This window comes from Pseudomonas sp. GW822-FHT03F08, from assembly GCF_058801265.1.
On record NZ_JBXANC010000001.1, the window covers coordinates 637,071 to 662,748 of the forward strand.

Genomic DNA, 25,678 nt, shown 5'->3' on the forward strand with positions numbered 1-25,678 from the left:
ATGCTGATCCCCGTGATTCTGTCCGGCGGTGCCGGTACCCGTTTGTGGCCGGTGTCCCGCGAGGGTCACCCGAAACCGTTCATGACCCTGCCCGACGGCCAGTCGCTGCTGGGCAAGACCTATCGGCGTGCCGCCGGTCTGCTGGACGGCTGGGGCGACATCGTCACGGTGACCAACCGCGAGTACTACTTCCAGAGCAAGGATCACTATCAGGCCGCGCGCCTGTCCCGGCATCGCGGGCACTTTTTGCTTGAGCCCACCGGGCGCAACACCGCCCCGGCCATCGCGGCTGCGGCGCTGGCACTACAAGCCCTGCACGGCGACGAGGCGATCATGGTGGTGATGCCCGCCGACCACTTGATCGTCAACGAGGACGCGCTCAAGAGTGCGGTCGAACACGCGGTCAATCTGGCGAAGGACGGTTATCTGGTGACCTTCGGCGTGGTGCCGACCGCCCCGGAAACCGGCTTCGGCTACATCGAGACCGGTGCGCCGCTGGATGCCAGGGGCGCGGCCAAAGTGCAGCGTTTCGTGGAAAAACCCGATCTGCAAACCGCCACCCACTACCTGGAAAGCGGCAATTTCCTGTGGAACTCGGGGATGTTCTGTTTCTCCATTGCAACGCTGATCGCCGAACTGCAACTGCACGCTCCGGAACTGCTCGAACAGACCCGGACCTGCATGGCGGCGAGCGAGCCGCTGGAGACCACCGGTTACCTGCAACAGGAACTGTCACCGGCGCTGTTCGCCGAGATCACTGACATTTCCATCGACTACGCGTTGATGGAGCGCTCGGAAAAAGTCGTGGTCGTACCCGCCAGTTTCGACTGGAGCGATATCGGTTCCTGGGGCGCCGTCGCGGCGCTGGTGCCGGCCGATGCCGACAACAACCGCGCCAGCGGCGAAGCGATCTTCATCGACAGCCGCAACAATTTCGTTCAAAGCGAAGGCCGGTTGGTGGCCGCCGTGGGTGTGGAAGACCTGATCGTCATCGACACCGCCGACGCCGTGCTGGTGGCCCACGCCGACCGTGCGCAGGACGTTCGGCGGGTGGCCAAGCAGCTCAAGGACAAGTCCCACGAAGCCTATCGCCTGCATCGCACGGTCAGCCGTCCGTGGGGCACCTACACCGTGCTCGAGGAAGGCCCGCGCTTCAAGATCAAGCGCATCGTGGTCAAGCCTGGCGGCAAGTTGTCGTTGCAGATGCACCATCACCGCAACGAACACTGGGTGGTGGTCGAAGGCATGGCCAAGGTCACCAACAACGGCAGTGGCACCACGCTGGTGGCGAAGAACGAATCGACGTTCATCGCCGCCGGGCACAAGCATCGTCTGGAAAACCCCGGTGTGATCGATCTGGTGATCATCGAAGTGCAAAGCGGCGAATACCTGGGAGAGGACGACATCGTCCGCTTCGAAGACCAATACGGCAGGACGGTTTAAATGCTGTTTTCCCTGTACCGCTCGCTGCATGACTATCGAGGGTTCATTCTCGGCAGCGTGCAGCGAGAGTTTCAATCGCGGTATCGCAATTCACTGCTGGGGGCCTTGTGGCCCGTGTTCAATCCGCTGTCGATGATCATCGTTTACACCGTGATCTTTTCCCACATCATGCGCGCTCGCTTGCCGGGCGTGGATGACAGCATGGCCTACAGCATTTACCTCTGCGCCGGTCTGCTGGCATGGGGGCTGTTTTCCGAAATCACCCTGCGCAGCCAGAACATGTTTCTGGACAACGCCAACCTGCTGAAGAAAATCAGCTTCCCCAGAATCTGCCTGCCGGTGATTGTGCTCTGCAACGCGGCGATCAACTTTGCCATCATCATCGGCCTGTTCCTCGGGTTTCTGCTGATCACCGGGCGCTGGCCGGGCATGGCACTGCTGGCGCTGATCCCCCTGATTGCGCTGCAGATGATGTTCTGCGCAGGGCTGGGCATGGTCCTCGGCGTATTGAACGTGTTCTTTCGCGATGTCGGCCAGCTCTTCGCCATCTGCCTGCAGTTCTGGTTCTGGCTGACGCCGATCGTGTACCCGATGAGCATCCTCCCGGAGTGGGTCCAGCGCCTGCTGCAACTCAACCCGTTGACCAACCTGATCGGCAGCTATCAGAACCTGTTCCTGTACGGGCAGTGGCCCGTCTGGAACTCCCTGCTGCCAGTGTTCATTGCCGCGCTGGTGATGTGCCTGATCGGCCTGCGCCTGTTTCGCAGGCGCGTCGGTGAAATGGTGGATGAACTCTGATGGGGCATATCCGCGTAACCGGCCTGGGCAAGGCTTACAAACAGTTTCCGACACGCTGGAGTCGCCTGGCGGAATGGCTGATCCCGTTTTCCCCCCTGCGCCACAGCCAGCATTGGGTGTTGCAGGATGTCGCTTTCGAAATCGCCCCCGGTGAGGCGGTGGGCATCGTCGGCGCCAACGGTGCGGGTAAAAGCACGTTGCTGAAGATGATCACCGGCACCACCCAACCCACCTGCGGCAAGATCGAGACTGAAGGTCGCGTCGCCGCATTGCTGGAGTTGGGCATGGGGTTTCACCCGGACTTTACCGGCCGCCAGAATGCGATCATGGCCGGGCAGCTGCTGGGCATGCAGGTCGACGAAATCGAAGCGTTGATGCCCGACATCGAACATTTCGCAGAAATCGGCGAGGCCATCGACCATCCCGTCCGCACCTACTCCAGCGGCATGCAGATGCGCCTGGCCTTCAGCGTCGCCACCGCACGGCGACCGGATATCCTGATCGTCGACGAAGCCCTGTCGGTGGGTGACTCCTACTTCCAGCACAAAAGCTTCGACCGCATTCGCAGCTTCCGCAAGGCGGGCACCACATTGCTGATCGTGTCCCACGACCGCTTTGCGATCCAGTCGATCTGCGACTCGGCCATCCTGCTCAAGGACGGCCACATGGCCATGTACGACAAGCCGGAAGTGGTACTCGATTATTACAACGCCGTGATGGCCGAACGCGAAGGCCAGGTCGTGCGTCAGGAAAAACTCACCGGCGGCGAAGTGCGGACCGTGTCCGGCACCGGTGAGGCCGTCATTCTCGGGGTGCGCCTGCTGGATGAACAGGAGCGTTCCATCGATGCTGTCGAGGTCGGTCAGCCGGTGGTGCTGGAAGTGCAGGTCGAAGTACGCAGCGACATTGAACGACTGGTGCTCGGCTTCCTGATCAAGGATCGCCTGGGCATGATGATGTATGGCATCAATACCCATCGCCTCGACAAGGCACTGACGGACTTGCACGCCGGAGAGCGCTTCACCTATCGCTTTGCCTTCGTGATGGGACTGGGCAAGGGCAATTACTCGGTATCGCTGAGTCTTTCGCGCCTGGACTCCCATCTGGATCGAAACTTCGAGTGGCGCGACTATGGCCTGGTGTTTCATGTGATCAACGGCCGCCAGGAGGATTTTGTCGGTGGCTCGTGGCTCAACGCCAAGGCCTCGATAACCCGCAATGCCGGTGCTGCTCTGACAGAGCGCGCGCCATGACCCGGTTGCTGGTCGAATGCACCCACGTGTTCCGGCACCCGAAAATCAATTCTGGGATTCAGCGGGTGGTGCGCAACGTCATCAAGCAATTGCCGCCGAGCGCCGAAGGTGTCGAGTGCGTACCGGTGGTCTTGCTCAAGGGCAAGCTGTACCGCGTGACACGTCTGGCGCCACTGGATTCGCCGCTGCTCAACGCCGTCGTCACGTTTGGCGAGCGCCTGGAGCGGCTGGCCCATCGTTTCTGGCAACTGCATCAGCGCCTCGACAGTCGTTGCCGGACCCAACTGACACGACGTGCGCTATACGTCAGCTATCGCCTGGCGTCGTTCGGCCTGTTCGGCATTCCGTTGCGGCTGGTCGAGCAGGTCAACCGCTTTCAGTTGCCCCAGCGCTGCGAGCCTTTGCAACACCGGCCGGGCGATCACCTGGTGTTGCTGGATTCGTCCTGGCACTCGGACTTTTTCCTGCATGCCGAACGGCTCAAACGCGAAGGCGTGGGCATCGTTGCAGTGATCTACGACTTGATTCCCCTGACCCACCCGCAGTTTTACGACACGCGGCTGGTGCAGGTTTTCAGCGAATGGTTCGACTGGATTACCCGCACCGCCGATGGCTACCTGGCGATTTCCGCCACGGTGCGCGATCAGGTTCATGAGGAAGTGCAGCGCCGCCTCGGTTCGGCACAGGTCGAAAAACGCTGGTTCGACTATTTCCACCTCGGGTCGGAGCTGGATCTGCAGAGCGTCGACGCCGCTGTCGAGCCGCGCTTGGAACGCCTGTTCGCCACGCCGGAGCCGGTGTTCCTGATGGTCAGCACCATCGAACCGCGCAAAAACCACGACTATCTGCTGGATGCCTTCGAACGTGCCTGGGCGGCCGGTTCGAATGCTCGGCTGTGCGTCGCCGGACGCATCGGCTGGAAGTGCGACGCCCTGCTCGCCCGGGTGCGCAACCACGGCGAACTGAACCGGCGCCTGTTCATGTTCAACGACCTGAGCGACACCAGCCTGGAACACGCGTATGCCCATTCCAGCGCATTGGTGTTCCCGTCGTTCGTCGAAGGCTTCGGCCTGCCGCTGGTGGAAGCCATGCAGCGCGGATTGCCGGCGATGGGCAGCGATATCGCGGTGTTCCGTGAGATCGGCGGCGAGTTCATGGCCTATTTCGATTTGCAGGACCCGCAATGCCTCGCCGACCTGGTGATCGCCTTCGAGCGCAGCGGCCAATTCCCCGCTGCCCGCAATGTGGCCGACTGGCAATGGATCGGCTGGCGCGAAGCCAGTCAGCAACTGGCCGAACGCACCGCACGCCATGTGCTGCAAGCGCCTGCGGCGCAAGCGAGGTCCCATGCGCATAGCCCTTAACGCGCGGATTCTCCAGGCACCACGCACCGGGATCGGCCACTACGTCGTCGAGCTGGTGAACGCCCTGCACACCGAGACCGATATCGACGTGGCGCTGTTCCACGGCTGGGGCTGGAGTTCGCAGTTGCCGGAAGCGGCAATGCCCGGTTACTCGCGCCTGACCCCGATGCTGCGCAAGATCCCCGGCGCCTATCAGGCCCGCCGCTGGCTGGAGCAGAAACGCTTCGATCAGGGCCGCACGCCCGACATCGACCTTTACCACGAACCGAGCCTGTGGCCGCTGGCCTTCGACGGCCCGACCGTGATCACCCTGCACGACCTGACGCACCTGCATTTCCCGGACACCCAGCCGCAGGCACGACTAAAGGAAATCGAGCGGCGGCTGGCCGACGGCATCCGGCAGGCGCGGGTGATTCTGACCGACTCGCAAGCCATCGCCGACGAAGCCCAAGACTATTTCGGACTGCCCGCCGAACGCTTCGTGGTGGCGCCCCTGGGTGTCGCCGAGCGCTTTCATCCGCGCGAGCCGCAAGCCATCGACGCGGTGCTCAAGGCCCATGCCGTGGAGGCGCGGGAGTATTTCCTGTGTGTCGGCACCCTGGAGCCCCGCAAGAACCTAGTCCTGGCCCTGCGCGCCCACGCGCTATTGCCCGAAGCCGTGCGCCAGCGCTTCCCGCTGTTGATCGTCGGCATGGCCGGCTGGCAGCGTGAGCAGTTCAGTGACGAATTGCGTCAGGCCCTGGCCAGCGGTCATGTGTGCCTGCTCGGCTACTTGCCGGATGAGCAGGTGGCGCAATTGCTGGCCGGCGCCCGGGCGTTGGTTTTTCCCTCGTTGTATGAAGGTTTTGGCCTGCCGGTGCTGGAAGCGATGGCCAGTGGCACGCCCGTGGTGGTCACCCGATCCTCGGCGATGCCGGAAGTCGCGGGTGCTGCCGGCAACTATATTGAAGCTGACGATGCAGAAGGCTTGCGCGATGCGCTGAGCCGCCTGATCGACGATCAAGTGCATTGGCAGGCATGCCGAGAAGCCGGATTGCAGCAGGCACGGCTTTTTTCCTGGAAGCGTTGCGCGCAGGCCACGGCCGGCGCCTACCGCCAGGCTTTGGGAGGTTGAATGCGAGTTCTTCATTTTTTCAAGACGTACCTGCCTGACTCGGTCGGCGGCATCGAGCAAGTGATCTTCCAGCTCTGCGAAAGCGGTGCCCAGCATGGTATCGAAGGCCAGGTGCTGACCCTCAGCGCCAATCCCGAGCCGGCGGTGCTGCAACTGGGCCAGCACGAAGTGCATCGGGCCAGGCTCGATATCCAGTTCGCTTCCACCGGGTTTTCCTGGAGCGTGTTCAAACAGTTTCGCGAACTGGCCGCCGAAGCCGACGTGATCAACTATCACTTCCCGTGGCCGTTCATGGATCTGGTGCATTTCGCCAGCGGCGTGAACAAACCGAGCGTGGTGACCTACCACTCGGACATCATTCGCCAGAAGAACCTGCTCAAACTCTATCGTCCGCTGATGAACCGTTTCCTCGCCAGCGCCGACCGGATTGTCGCGGCCTCGCCGAACTACCTGCACACCAGCGATGTGTTGCAGCAGTTCCAGGACAAGACCCGCGTCATCCCCTACGGCTTGAACAAGGCCGGTTATCCACAACCCGACGTCGAGCGCATGAACCGCTGGCGCCAGCAGCTTGGGGATAAGTTTTTCCTGTTCGTCGGGGTGATGCGCTACTACAAGGGCCTGCACATCCTGCTCGATGCCTTGAAAGACGTGGACTACCCGGTGGTGATCGTCGGTGCCGGCCCGCTGGAGCAGGAACTGCACGCCCAGGCCGCTGCGCTGGGGCTGCGCAATATCCACTTCCTCGGACGCCTGAGCGATGAAGACAAGGTCGCCCTGCTGCAATTGAGCTACGCCATTGTCTTCCCGTCGCACCTGCGCTCGGAAGCGTTCGGCATTTCACTGCTGGAAGGCGCGATGTACGGCAAGCCGATGATCTCCAGCGAGATCGGCACCGGCACCAGCTACATCAATATCCACAACGAAACCGGACTGGTCGTGCCGCCAAGTCATCCACAGGCGTTTCGCGAAGCGATGCGCACCCTGTGGGAAAACCCGACTCGCGCCGCCGAAATGGGCGTCAAGGCTGAAGCCCGTTACCGGCAGTTATTCACAGCCGACGAAATGGGTCGCAAGTGGACGGCGCTGTATCAGGAATTGCTGGAGGAAAAGGCGCTGTCCTACGCCTGATCCTCTACAGATCCAGCACCAGCGGCTGGGCACTTTGCGCCGGCACCGCACAGCAGATCAGCACTTGTCCTTCCTCCGGCACTTCGGCCGGGGGCTGTGGATAATTCACCGCACCGCTGATCAGCCGCGTCTTGCAGGTGCCGCACGAACCACCCCGACAGCTGAACTCGGGGCGCAAGCCACGACTTTCCGCCAGCTCCAGCAGGCTGCCGCCATCGGGCTGCCACCGCGCTTCCTTGGCCGAACGCTCGAAGACCACCGGCACCGAGGTGGTGGCGGCCGGCAATTGTTCGATCACGATGGCGTCCGGATCGGCCTGCCGCTTGAGGGTCGAGGGGCCAAAGGTTTCGGCGTGAATCTGGTCATCGCGCACGTCCAGTTCACGCAGGCTGTCGTAAAGGCCTTGGGTAAAGCCGCCGGGGCCGCAAAGCACAAAGTCGATCTGATCGAAGTCCTCGACGTCCAGCAGGTTCCTCAGCAATGAGCCGTCGATGCGCCCGTGCAGATCGTAATCCTCGCCTTCGACCAGGTCGGGCTCGGGTTGACTGAGCAGGCGCATTACCCGCACCGCATCGCCGGTGTCCTCCAACAAGCGGTCCAGCTCCGCGCGAAACGGTTGGTCGGCAAGACTGCGAGAACTCTGGATCAGCCAGGTCGGACGAATCCGCCGGGTGCGCAGGCCCTGATACACCACCTCACGCAGCATCGACAGCAACGGCGTGATCCCGACCCCGGCCGCCAGCAGCACCAAGGGCCGACGCTCCAGCGGCGCCACGGTGAAATGCCCTTGGGGCGAGCGCGCCTCCAGTACATCACCGACGCGCACCTGATCGTGCAGGTGCGTCGATATCCGCCCTTCACGCTTTACGCTGATCCGGAAGAAATCATCCGACGGCGCACCCGACAGACTGTAAGTGCGGATGAACACCTCGCCATCGAGATTGAAGCGCAGCGGCAGATGTTGCCCGGCCTGAAACACCGGCAAACCGGCCCCATCCACGGGTTCGAGGTAGAACGAACGAATGTGCTGGCTCTGCGCTTCAATCCGCGCCACCCGCAGCGGCCGCCAGCTGTCTCCCAGGGCCCGGGCCTGCAAACGTGCGTCGGCCTGAGCCCAGGTGCCGGTCAGCAGACTGGTCGGCGACATGCCGTCGAAGCGCCAGCGCAGGGCCAACGCGCCCGGACGCCGCACCGCTTTTTCCACCTCGAACGTCCACAACCGCTCGGCGCCCTGGAAGGCTGCGATCTGCGGCCCGTCGAGAATGACCTCGGTACGGCCGCTGAGCTGCAACAGATCACCTGTGGAAAAGTCGATGAACAGCAAGCCGGCCCGGGGATTGAGCAACAGGTTGCCGAGAGTGTTGAAGTGCAGGTTGCCGGCAAAATCCGGGATGGTCAGGCGATTGCCCTCCACTCGCACGAAACCGGCCTGGCCGCCACGGTGGGAAACATCCACCGAGCGCTCGCCGTCGACATCGACGTAACTGGCGACGAAGAAGGTGTCGGCTGTTTCGATCAGCGCGACCGCCGCGTCATCGAGCCCATCGAAATGCTCGGCACGCCGGGTTCGCGGGTCTGCCAGCGGCACTCGCTGGAACTGGCGCAACTGAATGTACTGCGGGCAGTTGCCGAAGGACTGATCGACCGTCAAGTCGAAGCCGCTCGTACCCAGGTTGCCAATGTGGCCGTTGAGGCGATTGCGCCGACGGGTATGCAACTCGATGCCGAGCAGGCCGATGGCCGCACCGGCCTGTAACTGCGCCGGGTCATCAACGGCGGGCAGACTGTCGAAGTGCAATTGCGTCGGTTCGGGAGAGTGCGCGAAACCCGGCTCGCCCTCCAGCACACTGGCCCAGGGACGGCCATCGGCATCCACCGCGCCGTACAACATGAAGGGTAATTGCTGATAGAACTGACGGTGCTGATCCGGCATCCAGGTGCGAATCACCTTACGACCGAATTCCTCCATGCGCTCGGCAACGCCGACCTGCGCTTGCAGTTGTCGCTCGCCGGCGTGCCAGGGTGAACGTTCCATGACGACCTCTCCCCCACGCCAGCGGCGCAGTCTGGATGGTGAATCTCAGGCGCTGGTTTGCAGACCGGCGACGGTACGTGGCATGCCGATAAAACCGGGCAATGCTTCAACCCGCGCCAGCCAGGCGCGCACGTTGGCATAGTCGTCCAGCGACACATTGCCTTCCGGCGCATGGGCGATGTAGCTGTAGGCCGAGACGTCGGCGATGGTCGGCTCGTTTCCGACCAGATACGGGGTCTTGCCCAGTTCCAGATCCATCACCTTCAGCAGGTTGTGCGCACGGGTGATCGCTTCATCGGCGTTGAGTTTCGCCCCGAACACCGTAACCAAACGAGCCGCTGCCGGACCAAAGGCAATCGGCCCCGCCGCTGCCGACAGCCAACGCTGGACGCGCGCCGCGCCGACCGGGTCGCTCGGCAGCCAACGACCGTTGCCGTACTTCTGCGCCAGATACACCAGAATCGCATTGGAATCGGCCAGCACCACGCCGTTGTCATCAATGGCCGGCACTTGCCCGAAGCTGTTGATCGCCAGGTAATCAGGTTGTTTGTGCTCGCCCTTGGCCAGATCGACAAAGATCAGTTCGGTCGGCAGTTGCAACAGGGACAGCATCAGCTCGACCCGGTGGGCGTGGCCGGAACGCGGGAAGTTGTAGAGTTTGATCGCTTGCATGGTCGACTCCGCAGGGCTTAGGTGCCGCTCAGGAGGGTCGGCGGCCGTGGCAGCCATCTTCCACCTATCGCGAAAACAACAGAATCACCAGCAAATGCAATCCATTATTTCTCTGGATGAAATAACGCCGCGTTTTTCAGGGCCGGATGCTCACGCAAGGCGTTCACGGTGTAATCGACAAAACTGCGCACCCGGGCCGGCGCCTTGCGCCCGCCCTGATACACCACGTGGATTGGCAGCGGCGGCAACTCGTACTCGGCGAGAACGATTTCCAGCTCACCGGAGGCGATCTTGCCGGCAACCTGATAAGACAGCACCCGGGTCAATCCAAGTCCCAGGCAAGCGGCCGCAATCGCGGCCTGATTCGCGGTGACCACCAACCGAGGCTCGGGCCTGACGCTCAAGGGTTCACCGTCCTCCAGAAATGGCCAACTGCGCAGTTGGCCGATGGCCGAAGTCGCCACCACCGGCGCGCCCGCCAGCGCTTGTGGATGGGTTGGCCGACCGTGAACGGCAAAATACCCCGGCGAGCCGCAGATCACCCGGCGCACCTCACCGACCCGGATCGCATGCTGGTTGCTGTCCGGCAAGTCACCGATGCGGATCGCCACATCGACCCCTTCCTCGACCATGCTCACCACGCGATCCAGCAGCAAGGCGTTGATGGAAACGTCTGGGTACTGCGTCAGATAACCCGCCATCACCGGTGTGACAAACAGCTCACCGAACAATACCGGCGCAGTCACCGTCAATTGCCCACGGGGCTGGGTGTGGCTGCCGGCGGCGGAGTCTTCCGCTTCCTGCACCTCGGCAAGAATCCTCCGACAGTCTTCCAGGTAACGCTGGCCCGCCTCGCTCAGATGCACGCTGCGGGTGGTGCGAATCAGCAATTGCGTACCGATCCGCTGCTCCAGCGCCGCCACCGCCCGGGTGATGCTGGCCGCCGACAGACCCAAGCGCCGCGCCGCCGCGGAAAAGCCCTGCTCCTGAGCAACGGCCGCGAAAACCTGCATTTCCTGGAAGCGATCCATGGTGTCCCCGAAGTGGATGAAAAACCGCCTCGCATTATAGGCAGTACCCGATCTTCAACGGGCATGGCCGAACGACCGCCGATCCAGAATTGATATTTTTATTTTCAGTTGTATTGATGAATGATTTATTTCGTGTCATTTATAGCCTCGCCGATCACAGGAATGATCCAGCGCGCCACCCGGATGGCGGGCACCTGTTTTCCTAACGCCCTCCCAGGAGTCGACAAAATGAACAAGACAGAACTTCTAGGTGCTCTGGCGCTGTGCGCATTCAGCTTCATGGCCCATGCCGATGAAGACAGCCTGCGTATCGGTATCGAAGCCGCCTACCCACCCTTTTCCTACAAAACGCCAGAAGGCAGTGTCAGCGGGTTCGACTACGACATCGGCAACGCCTTGTGCGAAGAGATGAAGGTCAAGTGCGAGTGGGTCATTCAGGAGTTCGACGGCATGATTCCGTCGCTCAAGGTGCGCAAGATCGACGCCGTGCTGTCGTCGATGTCGATCACCGAAGACCGGATGAAGTCGGTCGACTTCAGCAAAAAGTACTACCACACGCCGGGCAAGTTCGCGATGAAGGCCGGCAGCGTGATCAACGACCCGCTGGTGGACCTCAAGGGCAAGAAACTCGGCGTGCAACGCTCATCGACCTATGACCGGTTTGCCACCGAGCAACTGGAAAAAGCCGGCGTCGTCGTGGTGCGCTACGGCTCGCAGAACGAAGCCTTCCTCGACCTTGCCTCGGGTCGCCTGGACGCCACCCTCGCCGACATCGTCAACACCGACGAAAGCTTCATCAAGACACCGGCCGGACAAGGTTTCGCCCTGACCGGGCCGGACATCAACGACCCGAAATACTTCGGCCGTGGTGCCGGGATCGCGGTGCGCAAAGGTGACGTCGCCAACACGGCGCGCCTGAACGCGGCGATCGACGCCATCCGCGCCAACGGCAAATACCAGCAAGTGATGGGCAAGTATTTCGCCTTCGATATCTACGGCGAATAAACCGTCGCCTCCGCCCGGCGCCGGCCCGCTGCAGGCGCCCTTCGGGCTTGTCTTGCGCGCCTTCGGGCGCACGCTTGAGGAACTTCATCATGCTCCACGGCTACGGATCGAGCATTCTCGATGGTGCCTGGCTGACCATCAACCTGGCCCTGACCTCCATGTCGCTGGCCATTGCCCTGGGCCTGATCGGCGCGGCGTTTCGCCTGTCGCCGCTCAAATGGCTGGCCATGCTCGGGGAGGGCTACACGACCCTGATTCGCGGCATTCCCGATCTGGTGCTGATCCTGCTGATTTTCTATGGCGGCCAGGATCTGGTGAACCGCATCGCACTGGCGTGCGGTTACACCCGCTACATCGACATCAATCCCTTCATCGCTGGCGTCTGCACCATGGGCTTCATTTTTGGCGCCTATCTCTCGGAAACCTTTCGCGGTGCCTTCATGGCCATCCCCAAAGGTCAGGCGGAAGCCGGTGCGGCCTATGGCATGCGCGGCACGCAAGTGTTCTGGCGGATTCTGGTGCCGCAGATGATTCGCTTCGCCATCCCGGGGTTCACCAACAACTGGCTGGTGCTGACCAAATCCACCGCGCTGATTTCGGTCATCGGCCTGCAGGACATGATGTTCAAGGCCAAGAACGCCGCCGACGCCACTCACGAGCCGTTCACGTTTTTCATTGCGGTGGCGGCGCTGTACCTGATGCTCACCAGCGTGTCGCTGCTGGTGCTGCGCGCTCTGGAAAAACACTATTCGGTCGGCATCAAAGCCGCCGAGTTGTGAGGAGAACCTGCCGATGATTCTCGACTACAACCTGATCTGGGAAAACCTGCCGCTGTATTTCGACGGCGCCTTGTTGACCCTCAAAGTCCTGCTCATTTCCCTGAGCCTGGGGCTGGTCCTGGCGGTTCCGCTGGCGCTGATGCGGGTGTCGCGCTCGCCGCTGCTCAGCTTCCCGGCGTGGCTCTACACCTACATGATTCGCGGCACGCCGATGCTGGTGCAACTGTTCCTGATCTATTACGGCCTGGCGCAGTTCGAATCGGTACGCCAAAGCGTGCTCTGGCCCTACCTCTCCAGCGCCACGTTCTGTGCCTGTCTGGCGTTCGCCATCAATACCAGTGCCTACAGCGCGGAGTTGCTGGCGGGCAGCCTGAAGTCCACGTCCCACGGCGAAATCGAAGCCGCCCGGGCGATGGGCATGTCCCGCCTGACCCTGTACCGCCGCATCTTGCTGCCCTCAGCCTTGCGCCGGGCACTGCCGCAGTACAGCAACGAAGTGTTGATGATGCTGCAAACCACCAGCCTGGCCTCCATCGTCACGCTGGTGGATATCACCGGCGCAGCGCGCACGGTGAGCTCGCGGTTCTATATGCCGTTCGAAGCGTTCATCACCGCCGGCCTCGTCTACCTCGCCCTGACATTCATTCTGGTGCGCCTGTTCAAGCTGGCCGAACGCCGCTGGCTGGCCTACCTGGCACCGCGCAAGCACTAAGGAGCTGACATGGAAAAGATTCAATACCTGTTGCCGTGGAGCGCTTCGGGCACCGAACGGTCACTGTCGGTGTTCCGGTTTGGCGCCGGCCCGCGCAAGGCGTACATCCAGGCCTCCCTGCATGCCGACGAGCTGCCGGGGATGCGCGTAGCCGTCGAGCTCAAGCGCCGCCTGCTGGAACTGGAAGCACAGGGTCGCCTGAACGGCGTGATCGAGCTGGTGCCGATGGCCAACCCGATCGGCATCGCCCAGATGTTCCAGGCCACCCATCAAGGTCGCTTCGAGTTCGCCAGCGGCAAGAACTTCAATCGCGACTTCCCGGAGCTGGCCGAAGCCGTGGCGCCGCTGCTCAAAGGCCGGTTGGGCGATGACGCCGACGCCAACATCGTGCTGATCCGCCGCGCCTTGATCGACACCCTCGCCGACATGCCGCCACCGACCTCGGAACTCGATGGCCTGCGTCGCCTGTTGCTGCAACATGCCTGTGACGCCGATGTGGTGCTCGACCTGCACTGCGATTTCGAGTCGGTGATGTTGCTCTACACCATGCCGCAACACTGGGGGCGCCTGCATTCGCTGGCCGCACGCCTGGGTGCCGAGGTCACGTTGCTGGCCGAAGACGCTGGCGGCAGTGCTTTCGACGAGGCTTGCGCGGTGCCGTGGCTGCGCCTGACCGAGCTGTTCCCGGAAGCCAACATTCCCTTGGCCTGCGCGGCGACCACCATCGAATTGCGCGGCATGGCCGACACCGAACGCGAGCAATGCACCCACAGTGCGCAGGCGATTCTCGGCTACCTCGCCGAACAGGGGTTGATCAGCGGTGAATGGCCGCCAGCGCCGTCGAGTCGTTGCGAAGCGATGCCGTTCGCCGGCGCGCAGTACGCCTGTGCACCGCACCCGGGCGTGGTCAGTTTCCTGCAACCGCTGGGCGCGCGGGTCAAGGTCGGCGATCCGCTGTTCGAAGTCCATGACCCGCTCAACGACCGTCACAGCATCGTCCGCGCCTGCACCGACGGCGTGCTCTATGCCCGCGAACGCCTGCGCTTTGCCCAACCCGGTCTGTGGCTGGCCAAGGTCGCCGGTTTCACCCCTATTCGCCAAGGCCGCTTGCTCAGCGACTGATGCCAGAGAGTTCACACCATGTACAAACTTGAAATTCAGGACCTGCACAAAAGCTACGGCGCCCACCAGGTGCTCAAGGGCGTGTCCCTGCAGGCCCAGGCTGGCGACGTGATCAGCATCATCGGCTCCAGCGGGTCAGGCAAAAGCACCTTCCTGCGTTGCATCAACCTGCTGGAACAACCCAACGCCGGCAGCATCGTGCTCAATGGCGAACCGCTGAAACTGGTGGCGAACAAACTGGGCGGGCTCAAGGCAGCCGAACCCCGGCAGTTGCAACGCATGCGCTCACGGTTGTCGATGGTGTTTCAGCATTTCAACCTGTGGTCGCACATGAGCGCCCTGGAAAACGTCATGGAAGCCCCGGTGCATGTACTGGGCGTGGGCAAGAAAGAGGCCCGGGAAAAGGCCGAGCACTATTTGAACAAAGTCGGCGTGGCGCATCGCAAGGATGCCTGGCCCGCCCACATGTCGGGTGGCGAACAGCAGCGCGTGGCGATTGCCCGCGCACTGGCCATGGAACCGGAAGTGATGCTGTTCGACGAACCGACTTCGGCGCTCGATCCCGAACTCGTGGGCGAAGTGCTGCGGGTCATGCAGGACCTCGCCCAGGAGGGTCGTACCATGGTGGTCGTGACCCACGAAATGGGCTTCGCCCGCGAGGTCTCCAACCAACTGGTGTTCCTGCACAAAGGGCTGGTCGAGGAGCGCGGAGATCCACGTGAAGTGCTGGTCAATCCGCAGTCAGAACGCCTCCAGCAGTTTCTGGCCGGGAGCCTGAAGTAAGCCCGACCGCTTCGCTCGGCGTTGTCCTGCAACGGTTGGCTTCGGATACACTCCAGCCAACCTTGTCAGGCGCAGCCCTTCTCTCACTTTCAGGAACTGTTGATCCGGATATGCCCAGCCCATCGAAAGACACCACGGTCTACGCCGCACCAGTCATGCGCAAACTGGCGGAAATCGTTGCCGATCTGCCGCCGTCGCTGCGCAAGGTGGCTGACTTCATCCTGCGTCATCCGCTGAAAGCCGCGACGCTGACGATCGAGGAAATGGCCCACGAAACATCGACCTCGCCCGCCGCCGTCAACCGACTGGCCAAGGCGATGGACCTCGGTGGTTATATGGGCATGAGGGCTGAACTGGTAGCGACGTTGCAGCAGATGGTGTCGCCGGTCGACAAGCTGCGCAATGAACTGGCTCATCGTCCGGGCGGAGCGTTTGGCCTGCATGAGCAGATCGAAAGCGCCAGCAGCAACCTGGCCACGGCGGCGACCAATAACCACGCCGAGGCCTTCGAAGCGTTCGTCACCCGGCTGACCACTGCGCGCAAGATCTACATCCTCGGATTCGGCAACAGCGTCTACTTCGCCGGCCTCGCCGCCTCGACCCTGATGCCGTTCTGCGCCGACGCCACCGCCATCAGCATGGAGGGCGGCAACGAAAACGCCGCGTACCGACTGGCCGCGATCACCGATCAGGATGTGTTGCTGGCGATTTCCCTGCCGCGTTATTCCCTCGACACCCTGCAACTCGCCCGATTCGCCAACCAACGCGGCGCGTCGGTACTGGCCATCACCGACTCACCGGCCTCGCCGCTCACCAGCATTGCCGAGCATGTGCTGTTTGCACCCTGCGATCATCCGGTGCTGACCAGCTCCAACGTGGCCATGCTGGCGTTGATCGAGGGACTGGTCGCAGGCGTGATGGCGCGCAACAAGGAAGCGGTCAAACTGGCGACCGAGCTGACCGAAAGCGTGATGTCTTACCTGCACATCCCCAACGGCAGCAAATCGCCGAAGAAGTGATGCGTGAAGGGGGCGCCGGTATATCCCGGGCGCCCCCTTCGATCAGATCAAGGCTGAGAAACCGGCTGATCGCTGGTCACCCGCGCAGCCTGCCCGGCCGCCGGTTTGACCCACGTCAGATAAGCCAGCACCAGCAACACGATCCAGACCACGCCGACGATCAGCGCTGCCTGGGTGTCCGGGAAGTAACCCAGCACGCCGAACACGAACAGCATGAAGGCAATCGCCGCCATCGGCGCATACGGCCAGAACGGTACCGGGAATTTCAGTTGCGCCACCTGCTCGGCCGTCATGGAACGACGCATGGCCACCTGGGTGAACAGAATCATCAGCCAGACCCACACCGTGGCGAAGGTCGCGATGGAAGCGATCAGCAGGAACACGTTTTCCGGGATCAGGTAGTTCAGCAACACGCCCAGCAGCAGCGCGCAGCTCATCACAATCACCGTCAGCCACGGCACGCCATTGCGTGACAGGCGCGCGAAACCTTTCGGCGCATGCCCTTGCTGAGCCAGGCCGTACATCATGCGGCCCGCACCGAAAATGTCGCTGTTGATGGCCGACACCGCCGCCGAGATCACCACGATGTTCAGAATCGTGGCCGCCGAGCTGATGCCCAGGTGGTCGAAAATCTGCACGAACGGGCTGCCCTGGCTGCCAATCTGCTGCCACGGGAAGATCGACATCAGCACCAGCATCGTCAGCACATAGAACAGCAGGATGCGCAGCGGCACGGCGTTGATCGCCTTGGGCAGCACACGGTGCGGGTCCTTGGCTTCACCGGCAGTCACACCGATGATTTCGATACCACCGAAGGCAAACATCACCACCGCAAACGAGGCGATCAGGCCACCTATGCCATTGGGCATGAAACCGCCCTGGGTCCACAGGTTGCTGATATCGGTCGCCTGACCGGGGGCGGTGCTGATGCCGAACAACATGATGCCGAAGCCGCCGAGGATCATCGCGACGATAGCCGCGACCTTGAGCAACGACAGCCAGAACTCCATTTCACCGAAGACTTTGACGTTGCACAGGTTCAGGCCGCCGACCACCGAAACGATGCCCAGCACCCAGATCCAGCGCGAGACTTCCGGAAACCAGAAGCCCATGTAGATGCCGAACGCCGTCACATCGGCCATGCCGACGATGACCATTTCGAACGCGTAGGTCCAACCGAGGATGAAGCCCGCCATCGGGCCGAGATAGGTGCTCGCGTAATGCCCGAACGAGCCGGCGACCGGGTTGTGCACCGCCATCTCGCCCAAGGCGCGCATGACCATGAACACCGCCGCGCCACCGATCAGGTAAGCGAGCAGAACGGCAGGACCGGCCATCTGTATGGCCGAGGCCGAACCGTAGAACAACCCGGTACCGATCGCGGATCCCAGGGCCATGAAGCGAATGTGTCGGGCCGAAAGCCCGCGTTTCAAACCTTTTGCTGGCTGCTGCATTTTTCGTCCTTATTTATTGTTATTCGACGCAAAAATCGAAACGCCAACAGGCCGGCCTCCACGCAGAGTGGAAGACAGCCTGTTGGCGATGAGGCACTTACAGACTCGGCAGCAAGTTCGCCGGAACCAACTCATTCAGAGTCCGCGAAGCCAGCAGCTCGGTCGCTGCATTGATGTCCGGCGCGAAGAAGCGGTCCTTCTCGTAGAACGGCACTTCGCGACGCAGAATCCCCCGGGCCTGTTCCAGTTTGGTCGAGGTCTTCAGGCCGTTGCGCAGGTCCAGACCTTGCGCCGCCGCCAGCCATTCCACCGCGAGAATCCCGCGGGTGTTTTCGGCCATTTCCCACAGCCGCTTACCGGCAGCTGGGGCCATCGACACGTGGTCTTCCTGGTTGGCGGAGGTTGGCAGGCTGTCCACCGAATGCGGATGAGCCAGTGCCTTGTTCTCGCTGGCCAGGGCGGCCGCAGTCACCTGGGCAATCATAAAACCGGAGTTCACGCCGCCATTGGCCACCAGAAACGGCGGCAGTTGCGACATGTGCTTGTCCATCATCAGCGAGATGCGACGTTCGCTCAGCGAACCGATTTCGGCGATGGCCAATGCCATGTTGTCAGCGGCCATGGCCACTGGCTCGGCGTGGAAGTTACCGCCGGAAATCACGTCGCCTTCAGCCGCGAATACCAATGGGTTGTCGGATACGGCGTTGGCTTCGATCACCAGCACCTCGGCAGCCTGACGGAACTGAGTCAGGCACGCACCCATGACTTGCGGCTGGCAACGCAGCGAGTACGGGTCCTGGACCTTTTCGCAGTTCTGGTGCGAGTCGGAGACTTCACTGCGCTCACCGAGCAGATCGCGGTAGGCAGCAGCGGTGTCGATCTGGCCTTTCTGGCCACGGGCGGCGTGGATACGCGCGTCGAACGGCGAGCGCGAACCGAGCACCGCTTCCACCGTCAGACCGCCCAGCGCCAGTGCACCGGCAAACAGGTCTTCACCTTCGAACAGACCGCGCAGCGCGAATGCCGTAGAAACCTGAGTGCCATTGAGCAGCGCCAGACCTTCTTTCGCCGCCAACGTCAGCGGGGTCAGACCGGCGACTTTCAGCGCCTCGGTCGCTTCCATCCACTCACCCTTGTAACGCGCCTTGCCCTCACCCAGCAGCACCAGCGACATGTGCGCCAATGGCGCGAGGTCGCCGGATGCGCCTACTGAACCTTTCAACGGAATGTGCGGGTAAACCTCGGCATTGATCAGGGCGATCAACGCATCGATCACCACGCGACGAATGCCGGAGAAACCACGGCTGAGGCTGTTGACCTTGAGCACCATGATCAAACGCACCAGCTCATCGCTGATTGGCTGGCCGACGCCGGCGGCGTGGGACAGCACCAGCGAACGCTGGAGGTTTTCCAGGTCTTCGCTGGCGATGCGGGTCGAGGCCAGCAGGCCGAAACCGGTGTTGATGCCGTAAGCAGTGCGGTTCTCGGCGAGGATCTGCTCGACGCAGGCGACGCTGGCTTCGATCTGCGCAGCAGCGCTGTAATCAAGGCTCAGTTTGACCGGGTTCTGGTAGACATCACGCAGTTGGGACAGGCTCAGTTGGCCAGGGATCAGGTTCAGTGCAGTCATGTTCAGGCTCCTTTAACCGAAGTAATCATTGGCAGGTTCAAGCCCTGCTCCTTGGCGCAGTCGATGGCGATCTGGTAACCAGCGTCGGCATGGCGCATCACACCGGTGCCCGGGTCGTTGTGCAGCACGCGAGCGATACGCTCGGCCGCTTCATCGGTGCCGTCGCAGACGATCACCATGCCCGAGTGCTGCGAGAAGCCCATGCCGACGCCGCCACCGTGGTGCAGCGACACCCAGGTTGCGCCGCTCGCGGTGTTCAGCAGGGCGTTGAGCAGTGGCCAGTCGGAGACGGCATCGGAGCCATCCTGCATCGATTCGGTTTCACGGTTCGGGCTGGAGACCGAGCCGGAGTCGAGGTGGTCGCGACCGATCACGATCGGCGCCGACAGCTCGCCGCGACGGACCATTTCGTTGAACGCCAGGCCGAGCTTGGCGCGTTGGCCCAGGCCGACCCAGCAGATACGCGCCGGCAGACCCTGGAAGCTAATGCGCTCGCGGGCCATGTCCAGCCAGTTGTGCAGGTGGGCGTCGTCCGGGATCAGTTCTTTGACCTTGGCGTCGGTCTTGTAGATGTCCTGCGGATCACCCGACAGCGCCGCCCAGCGGAACGGGCCGATGCCACGGCAGAACAGCGGACGGATATAGGCCGGGACGAAACCCGGGAAGTCGAAGGCATTCTCGACGCCCTCTTCCTGAGCCATCTGGCGGATGTTGTTGCCGTAGTCGAAGGTCGGGATGCCTTGCTTCTGGAAGTCCAACATCGCCTTGACGTGCACGGCCATCGATTGCTTGGCGGCTTTGATCACAGCGGCCGGTTCGGTCTTGGCGCGGGCGCGGTATTCGTCCCAGGTCCAGCCGGCCGGTAGGTAACCGTTCAATGGGTCGTGGGCGCTGGTCTGGTCGGTGACCATGTCCGGACGCACACCGCGACGGACCAGTTCCGGGAGGATTTCCGCAGCGTTGCCCAGCAGCGCGATGGAGATCGCCTTGCCTTCTTTGGTGTACTTGGTGATGCGCGCCAGCGCGTCGTCGAGGTCTTTGGCCTGCTCGTCGACGTAGCGGCTTTTCAGGCGGAAATCGATGCTCACCTGCTGGCATTCAATGTTCAGCGAGCAGGCACCGGCCAGGGTCGCGGCCAGCGGCTGAGCGCCACCCATGCCGCCGAGGCCGGCGGTCAGGACCCAGCGGCCCTTGAGGTTGGAGTTGTAATGCTGGCGACCGGCTTCGACGAAGGTTTCGTAGGTGCCCTGGACGATGCCCTGGCTGCCGATGTAGATCCAGCTGCCGGCGGTCATCTGGCCGTACATGGCCAGGCCCTTGGCGTCGAGTTCGTTGAAGTGTTCCCAGGTCGCCCAGTGCGGCACCAGGTTGGAGTTGGCGATCAGTACGCGCGGCGCATTGCTGTGGGTCTTGAACACACCGACCGGCTTGCCGGATTGCACCAGCAGGGTCTCGTCGTCGTTCAGGTTGGTCAGGCTTTCGACGATCTTGTCGTAGCACTCCCAGTTGCGCGCAGCGCGGCCGATGCCACCGTAAACCACCAGTTCTTTCGGATTCTCGGCCACTTCCGGGTCGAGGTTGTTCATCAGCATGCGCAGCGGCGCTTCGGTCAGCCAGCTCTTGGCGGTCAGCTTGTTGCCGCGGGCAGCGCGGATTTCGACATTGCGGAATTTTGTAGGCTTATTGTCAGTCACGAAAAAGACTCCTCAGCGATCAATTCAAACCAACCCTGGCGATGGGCAAGCGGCTTGTGCGCCCCTTGGCGCGACAAGCGAATCAGTGGACGTGATGCTCGGTTTCTTTCAACTCGTATGCATACGTCTTTACTTGTACATACAAGCATATGCAATTGAACGGCCAACTTGCTGAGAAGCTATCCAACAAGAACTGCAGACATGGCTGGAGAGCGCCAAAATCAAGGGTTGCGGCGCATTTCAGTTTTTTTTACAGGGAGTGTTTTGAGCGGCGGGAGACTGTTACAGAAGCGTGGCGTTGCGCCTTGCTGGGGTGTTCGGTAACAAAAAGTGGGGAACATGCCACAACCTGGAGGCCCCAATGGGCCTCCAGGTTGTGACCGCTTATTGCGGGTTACCCATGTGGATAACTTATTCCACCGTCACCGACTTCGCCAGGTTGCGCGGCTGGTCCACGTCAGTGCCTTTGAGCACCGCGACGTAATACGACAGCAGTTGCAACGGGATGGTGTAGAGGATCGGCGACAGGATGTCGTGGATGTGCGGCATCTGCACCACGTGGGTGCCTTCACCGTTGGTCATCCCGGCCTTCTCGTCAGCGAACACGATCAGTTCGCCACCACGGGCGCGGACTTCCTGCAGGTTGGACTTGAGCTTCTCGAGCAGTTCGTTGTTCGGCGCCACGGTCACCACCGGCATGTCGTTATCCACAAGCGCCAGCGGGCCATGCTTCAGTTCGCCGGCCGGATAGGCTTCGGCGTGGATGTAAGAGATTTCCTTGAGCTTCAGCGCCCCTTCCATCGCTACCGGGTATTGCGCACCACGACCGAGGAACAGGGTGTGGTTCTTGTCGGCGAACAGTTCGGCGATTTTTTCCACGGTGCTGTCCATGGCCAGCGCTTCGCCCAGGCGAGTTGGCAGGCGACGCAATTCTTCGACCAGTCGGGCTTCAACGCCTTTTTCCAGAGTGCCGCGGACCTGACCCAAGGACAGGGTCAGCAGCAACAGGCCGACCAGTTGCGTGGTGAACGCCTTGGTCGAGGCCACGCCGATTTCGCGACCGGCCTGGGTCAGCAGGGTCAGGTCGGATTCGCGCACCAGCGAACTGATGCCGACGTTGCAGATTGCCAGGCTGCCCAGGAAACCCAGCTCCTTGGCGTTGCGCAGGGCGGCCAGGGTGTCGGCGGTTTCGCCGGACTGGGAGATGGTGACGAACAGTGTATCCGGCTGCACCACCACCTTGCGGTAGCGGAACTCACTGGCAACTTCGACCTGACACGGAATCCCCGCCAGCTCTTCGAGCCAGTAACGGGCAACCATGCCGGCGTGATAACTGGTGCCGCACGCCACGATCTGCACATTACGCACCTTGGCGAACAGCTCGGCGGCCTGCGGGCCGAAGGCTTGTACCAGCACCTGATCCGAGCTCAATCGACCTTCCAGCGTGCGTTGCACCACGGATGGCTGCTCGTGGATTTCCTTGAGCATGTAGTGGCGGAACTCGCCTTTGTCGGCGGCTTCGGCACCGTCGGTGTACTGCACGGTCTGGCGCTCGACGGCTTTGCCGGTCACGTCCCAGATCTGCACCTTGTCACGCTGGATTTCGGCGATATCGCCCTCTTCCAGGTACATGAAACGGTCGGTGACCTGACGCAAAGCCAGTTGGTCGGAAGCGAGGAAGTTTTCGCCCAGACCCAGACCGATCACCAGCGGGCTGCCACTGCGAGCCGCGACCAGGCGATCCGGTTGCAACGCGTGGATGACCGCCAGACCGTAGGCGCCATGCAGTTCCTTGACCGTTGCCTTCAGGGCGTCGGACAGGTCCGGCAGCGCCTTGAGTTTTTCGGTCAGCAGGTGGGCGATGACTTCGGTATCGGTGTCGGAAGAGAACACGTAACCCTGCGCCTTGAGTTGCTCACGCAGCGCTTCATGATTTTCGATGATGCCGTTGTGCACCACCGCGACGTTGCCGGAGAAATGCGGGTGGGCGTTGCGTTCGCTCGGCGCGCCATGGGTTGCCCAGCGGGTGTGGGCGATACCGAGACGGCCAATCAGCGGATGTTCCGCCAGGGCTGCGTCCAGTTCGCTGACCTTACCCACGCGACGGGTGCGTTCCAGCGTGCCGTCATTGGTGTACACCGCCACACCGGCACTGTCATAACCCCGGTATTCGAGGCGCTTGAGGCCTTCGACCAGGATGGCGGTGATGTTACGTTCAGCTACCGCGCCGACAATTCCACACATGCTTATTTCTCCTGACTGACAGTCGCGCAAATCAAATTGATACCGCGAGCCTGAATCTGATCCCGTGCCTCCTGCGGCAGGCGATCATCGGTGATTAGGGTATGGACACTGCTCCACGGCAGCTCCAGGTTTGGAATCTTGCGGCCGATCTTGTCGGCCTCGACCATCACGATCACTTCCCGCGCCACTTCCGCCATCACCCGGCTCAGGCCGAGCAGTTCATTGAACGTGGTGGTGCCACGCACCAGATCGATGCCATCGGCACCGATAAACAACTGATCGAAGTCGTAAGAGCGTAGTACCTGCTCGGCGACCTGGCCCTGAAAGGATTCCGAATGGGGATCCCAAGTACCACCGGTCATCAGCAGGACTGGTTCGTGTTCGAGTTCGCTCAAGGCGTTGGCGACGTGCAGGGAGTTGGTCATCACCACCAGGCCCGGCTGCTGGCCGAGCTCGGGAATCATCGCGGCCGTGGTGCTGCCGCTGTCGATGATGATGCGGGCGTGTTCACGGATACGTGTGACTGCAGCGCGAGCAATCGCCTGTTTGTATTTGGAAACGTTCTGACTGGCGTCGGCCACCAGTTCCTGGGGCATGGTGATCGCTCCGCCATAACGGCGCAGTAGCAGACCATGGCTTTCCAGTGCGGCCAGATCCTTGCGAATCGTAACTTCCGAGGTTTCGAAACGCTTGGCGAGCTCGTCGACACTGACTTCGCCCTGCTCATTGAGCAAGGCCAGAATGTTGTGGCGACGTTGGGGTGTGTTGCGTTTCGACATGGCGCGCTAAGTTTCGATTCGAAAGATAATGAAAGCAATCAAAACCTATCGCAGCAAAACCGTCAAGACGGGGATGAAAAAAAATCGCTGCCCTTAGGCAGCGATTTTTCAGATTGAAGCGCTGTGGATAACTCAGCTCTTCTTGATCTTCTCCGGCCGTTTCCAGCCATCGATGTTCTTCTGCCGCGCACGGCCTACGGCCAACTGAGCGTTATCCACATTCTGGGTAATGGTCGAACCGGCTGCGGTGGTTGCACCCGCGGAGATATCCACAGGCGCCACCAGCGAGTTGTTGGAGCCGATGAACACATCTTCGCCCAACACGGTTTTCCACTTGTTCGCACCATCGTAGTTGCAGGTGATGGTGCCGGCGCCGATGTTGGTGCGGGCACCTATCTCGGCATCACCCAGATAGGTCAGGTGTCCGGCCTTGGCGCCCTCGCCCATGCGGGCGTTTTTCAGTTCGACAAAGTTACCCACATGGGCGCGAGCCTCCAGCACGGTGCCCGGGCGCAGGCGTGCAAACGGGCCGGCATCGCTGCCTTCACCGAGCACTGCACCTTCGATATGACTGTTGGCCTTGATCACCACGCCTTTGCGCAGAGTACTGTCCTTGATCACACAGTTCGGGCCGATCACCACGTCGTCTTCGATAACCACCTTGCCTTCGAGAATGACGTTGACGTCGATCAGCACATCGCGACCGGCGGTCACTTCACCACGCACGTCAAACCGCGCCGGGTCACGCAGGGTCACACCCTGAGCCATCAGACGACGGCCAGCGCGCAACTGATAGTGGCGCTCCAGTTCGGACAGTTGCTTGCGATCGTTGGCACCCTGCACTTCCATCGGATCATGGGGCTGCTCGGTCGCAACCACCAGGCCATCACCGACCGCCATTTCAATCACGTCGGTCAGGTAATACTCGCCCTGGGCGTTGTTGTTCGACAGGCGACCCATCCAGTCAGCCAGATGGCTGGCAGGCACCGCAAGAATGCCGGTATTGCCTTCAGTGATCGCGCGCTGTGCTTCGCTGGCGTCCTTGTGCTCGACAATCGCCGCGACCTTGCCGCTGGCATCACGCACGATGCGGCCATAACCGGTCGGATCGTCCAGCTCGACGGTCAGCAATCCCATCTGTCCTGGCACAACGTGCTTGAGCAGACGCTGCAGGGTTTCGACTTCGATCAGCGGCACGTCACCGTAAAGAATCAGAACAGTGTCGGCGGTGATGAACGGCACAGCCTGGGCAGTCGCATGACCGGTGCCCAACTGCTTGTCCTGCAACACGAAATTGAGATCATCGGCGGCCAGCCGCTCGCGCACCACATCGGCGCCATGGCCGATAACTACGTGAATGCGCTGGGGATCAAGTTGACGGGCACTGTGGATAACATGGCCGAGCATCGAGTCACCGGCAATCGGGTGCAGCACTTTCGGCAGTGCCGAACGCATACGGGTGCCTTGACCGGCCGCGAGGATAACGATTTCAAGAGACATGACTGGCTACCAATCCTGGGTGGTCAGCAACTGCGACCGGGTTTTTGAAAGTCGGAAAAGAAAAAAGGGTAGCCGAGGCTACCCTTTTTTATCAATCGCACAACAAGTGGCTGACG

21 protein-coding genes are annotated in these 25,678 nt (G+C 61.8%); 12 read left to right on the plus strand and 9 right to left on the minus strand.

What is annotated here, in order from left to right; genetic code table 11:
- The 6 genes from AC1RME_RS02980 to AC1RME_RS03005 are packed head-to-tail and all read left to right on the plus strand — an operon-like array spanning nucleotide 1 to nucleotide 7,103.
- A complete protein-coding gene (locus AC1RME_RS02980) occupies nucleotides 1-1,443 on the plus strand; it encodes a mannose-1-phosphate guanylyltransferase/mannose-6-phosphate isomerase (RefSeq protein WP_096817061.1) in 1,443 nt (480 codons plus the stop codon).
- A complete protein-coding gene (locus AC1RME_RS02985; protein ID WP_096817060.1) occupies nucleotides 1,444-2,241 on the plus strand; it encodes an ABC transporter permease in 798 nt (265 codons plus the stop codon).
- On the plus strand, nucleotides 2,241-3,494 hold the full coding sequence (locus tag AC1RME_RS02990) for an ABC transporter ATP-binding protein (protein ID WP_493090439.1): 1,254 nt from the start codon (nucleotides 2,241-2,243) through the stop codon (nucleotides 3,492-3,494). Before AC1RME_RS02985 ends, AC1RME_RS02990 begins: the two co-directional genes overlap by 1 nt.
- A complete protein-coding gene (locus tag AC1RME_RS02995) occupies nucleotides 3,491-4,858 on the plus strand; it encodes a glycosyltransferase family 4 protein (RefSeq protein ID WP_493090441.1) in 1,368 nt (455 codons plus the stop codon). Before AC1RME_RS02990 ends, AC1RME_RS02995 begins: the two co-directional genes overlap by 4 nt.
- The gene (locus AC1RME_RS03000; protein WP_493090443.1) at nucleotides 4,842-5,972 is read left to right on the plus strand and encodes a glycosyltransferase family 4 protein; all 1,131 of its coding nucleotides are present in this window, start codon (nucleotides 4,842-4,844) and stop codon (nucleotides 5,970-5,972) included. Before AC1RME_RS02995 ends, AC1RME_RS03000 begins: the two co-directional genes overlap by 17 nt.
- Nucleotides 5,973-7,103 carry a glycosyltransferase family 4 protein gene (locus AC1RME_RS03005; RefSeq protein WP_096817053.1) on the plus strand — a complete coding sequence of 377 codons (1,131 nt, stop codon included), beginning with the start codon at nucleotides 5,973-5,975 and terminating at the stop codon, nucleotides 7,101-7,103.
- 4 nt (nucleotides 7,104-7,107) lie between these two features.
- Here the strand turns inward: AC1RME_RS03005 and AC1RME_RS03010 are convergent, their stop codons facing one another.
- From AC1RME_RS03010 to AC1RME_RS03020, 3 genes are all read right to left on the minus strand, one after another.
- A complete protein-coding gene (locus tag AC1RME_RS03010; protein WP_493090445.1) occupies nucleotides 7,108-9,138 on the minus strand; it encodes a 2Fe-2S iron-sulfur cluster-binding protein in 2,031 nt (676 codons plus the stop codon).
- 45 nt (nucleotides 9,139-9,183) lie between these two features.
- Complete coding sequence (locus tag AC1RME_RS03015; protein ID WP_192559373.1) at nucleotides 9,184-9,810, minus strand: glutathione S-transferase family protein; 627 nt, start codon at nucleotides 9,808-9,810, stop codon at nucleotides 9,184-9,186.
- A gap of 104 nt (nucleotides 9,811-9,914) precedes the next feature.
- A complete protein-coding gene (locus tag AC1RME_RS03020) occupies nucleotides 9,915-10,841 on the minus strand; it encodes a LysR family transcriptional regulator (RefSeq protein WP_102622633.1) in 927 nt (308 codons plus the stop codon).
- Between the two features lie 228 nt (nucleotides 10,842-11,069).
- Here AC1RME_RS03020 and AC1RME_RS03025 point away from each other — a divergent pair, with 228 nt between their 5' ends.
- From AC1RME_RS03025 to AC1RME_RS03050, 6 genes are all read left to right on the plus strand, one after another.
- Nucleotides 11,070-11,846, plus strand: a complete 777-nt coding sequence (locus AC1RME_RS03025) for an ABC transporter substrate-binding protein (protein ID WP_493070384.1) — start codon at nucleotides 11,070-11,072, stop codon at nucleotides 11,844-11,846.
- An 89-nt stretch (nucleotides 11,847-11,935) separates the two neighbouring features.
- Nucleotides 11,936-12,625: an ABC transporter permease gene (locus tag AC1RME_RS03030; RefSeq protein ID WP_096817045.1), complete on the plus strand. Its 690-nt coding sequence runs from the start codon at nucleotides 11,936-11,938 to the stop codon at nucleotides 12,623-12,625.
- 13 nt (nucleotides 12,626-12,638) lie between these two features.
- Entirely contained in the window at nucleotides 12,639-13,337 is a 699-nt protein-coding gene (locus tag AC1RME_RS03035) for an ABC transporter permease (RefSeq protein WP_493090447.1), read from the plus strand.
- A gap of 9 nt (nucleotides 13,338-13,346) precedes the next feature.
- A complete protein-coding gene (locus tag AC1RME_RS03040; RefSeq protein ID WP_493090449.1) occupies nucleotides 13,347-14,459 on the plus strand; it encodes a succinylglutamate desuccinylase/aspartoacylase family protein in 1,113 nt (370 codons plus the stop codon).
- An 18-nt stretch (nucleotides 14,460-14,477) separates the two neighbouring features.
- The gene (locus tag AC1RME_RS03045; protein WP_096817039.1) at nucleotides 14,478-15,242 is read left to right on the plus strand and encodes an ABC transporter ATP-binding protein; all 765 of its coding nucleotides are present in this window, start codon (nucleotides 14,478-14,480) and stop codon (nucleotides 15,240-15,242) included.
- Between the two features lie 110 nt (nucleotides 15,243-15,352).
- The gene (locus AC1RME_RS03050; RefSeq protein ID WP_096817037.1) at nucleotides 15,353-16,261 is read left to right on the plus strand and encodes a MurR/RpiR family transcriptional regulator; all 909 of its coding nucleotides are present in this window, start codon (nucleotides 15,353-15,355) and stop codon (nucleotides 16,259-16,261) included.
- Nucleotides 16,262-16,308: 47 nt separating this feature from the next.
- Here AC1RME_RS03050 and AC1RME_RS03055 read toward each other — a convergent pair whose 3' ends face one another.
- The 6 genes from AC1RME_RS03055 to glmU all read right to left on the minus strand — a co-directional run bounded on the left by AC1RME_RS03055 (nucleotide 16,309) and on the right by glmU (nucleotide 25,562).
- Nucleotides 16,309-17,715 (minus strand): amino acid permease, encoded by a 1,407-nt coding sequence (locus AC1RME_RS03055; protein WP_096817036.1) that lies wholly within the window; start codon nucleotides 17,713-17,715, stop codon nucleotides 16,309-16,311.
- A 97-nt stretch (nucleotides 17,716-17,812) separates the two neighbouring features.
- The gene (gene hutH, locus AC1RME_RS03060; RefSeq protein ID WP_493090452.1) at nucleotides 17,813-19,345 is read right to left on the minus strand and encodes a histidine ammonia-lyase; all 1,533 of its coding nucleotides are present in this window, start codon (nucleotides 19,343-19,345) and stop codon (nucleotides 17,813-17,815) included.
- Between the two features lie 2 nt (nucleotides 19,346-19,347).
- Complete coding sequence (hutU, locus tag AC1RME_RS03065; RefSeq protein ID WP_493090454.1) at nucleotides 19,348-21,039, minus strand: urocanate hydratase; 1,692 nt, start codon at nucleotides 21,037-21,039, stop codon at nucleotides 19,348-19,350.
- Between the two features lie 411 nt (nucleotides 21,040-21,450).
- A complete protein-coding gene (gene glmS / locus AC1RME_RS03070) occupies nucleotides 21,451-23,283 on the minus strand; it encodes a glutamine--fructose-6-phosphate transaminase (isomerizing) (protein WP_096822374.1) in 1,833 nt (610 codons plus the stop codon).
- 2 nt (nucleotides 23,284-23,285) lie between these two features.
- Nucleotides 23,286-24,062: a DeoR/GlpR family DNA-binding transcription regulator gene (locus AC1RME_RS03075; protein WP_096822375.1), complete on the minus strand. Its 777-nt coding sequence runs from the start codon at nucleotides 24,060-24,062 to the stop codon at nucleotides 23,286-23,288.
- Between the two features lie 132 nt (nucleotides 24,063-24,194).
- Entirely contained in the window at nucleotides 24,195-25,562 is a 1,368-nt protein-coding gene (glmU, locus tag AC1RME_RS03080) for a bifunctional UDP-N-acetylglucosamine diphosphorylase/glucosamine-1-phosphate N-acetyltransferase GlmU (RefSeq protein ID WP_096822376.1), read from the minus strand.
- Nucleotides 25,563-25,678: the final 116 nt, after the last annotated feature.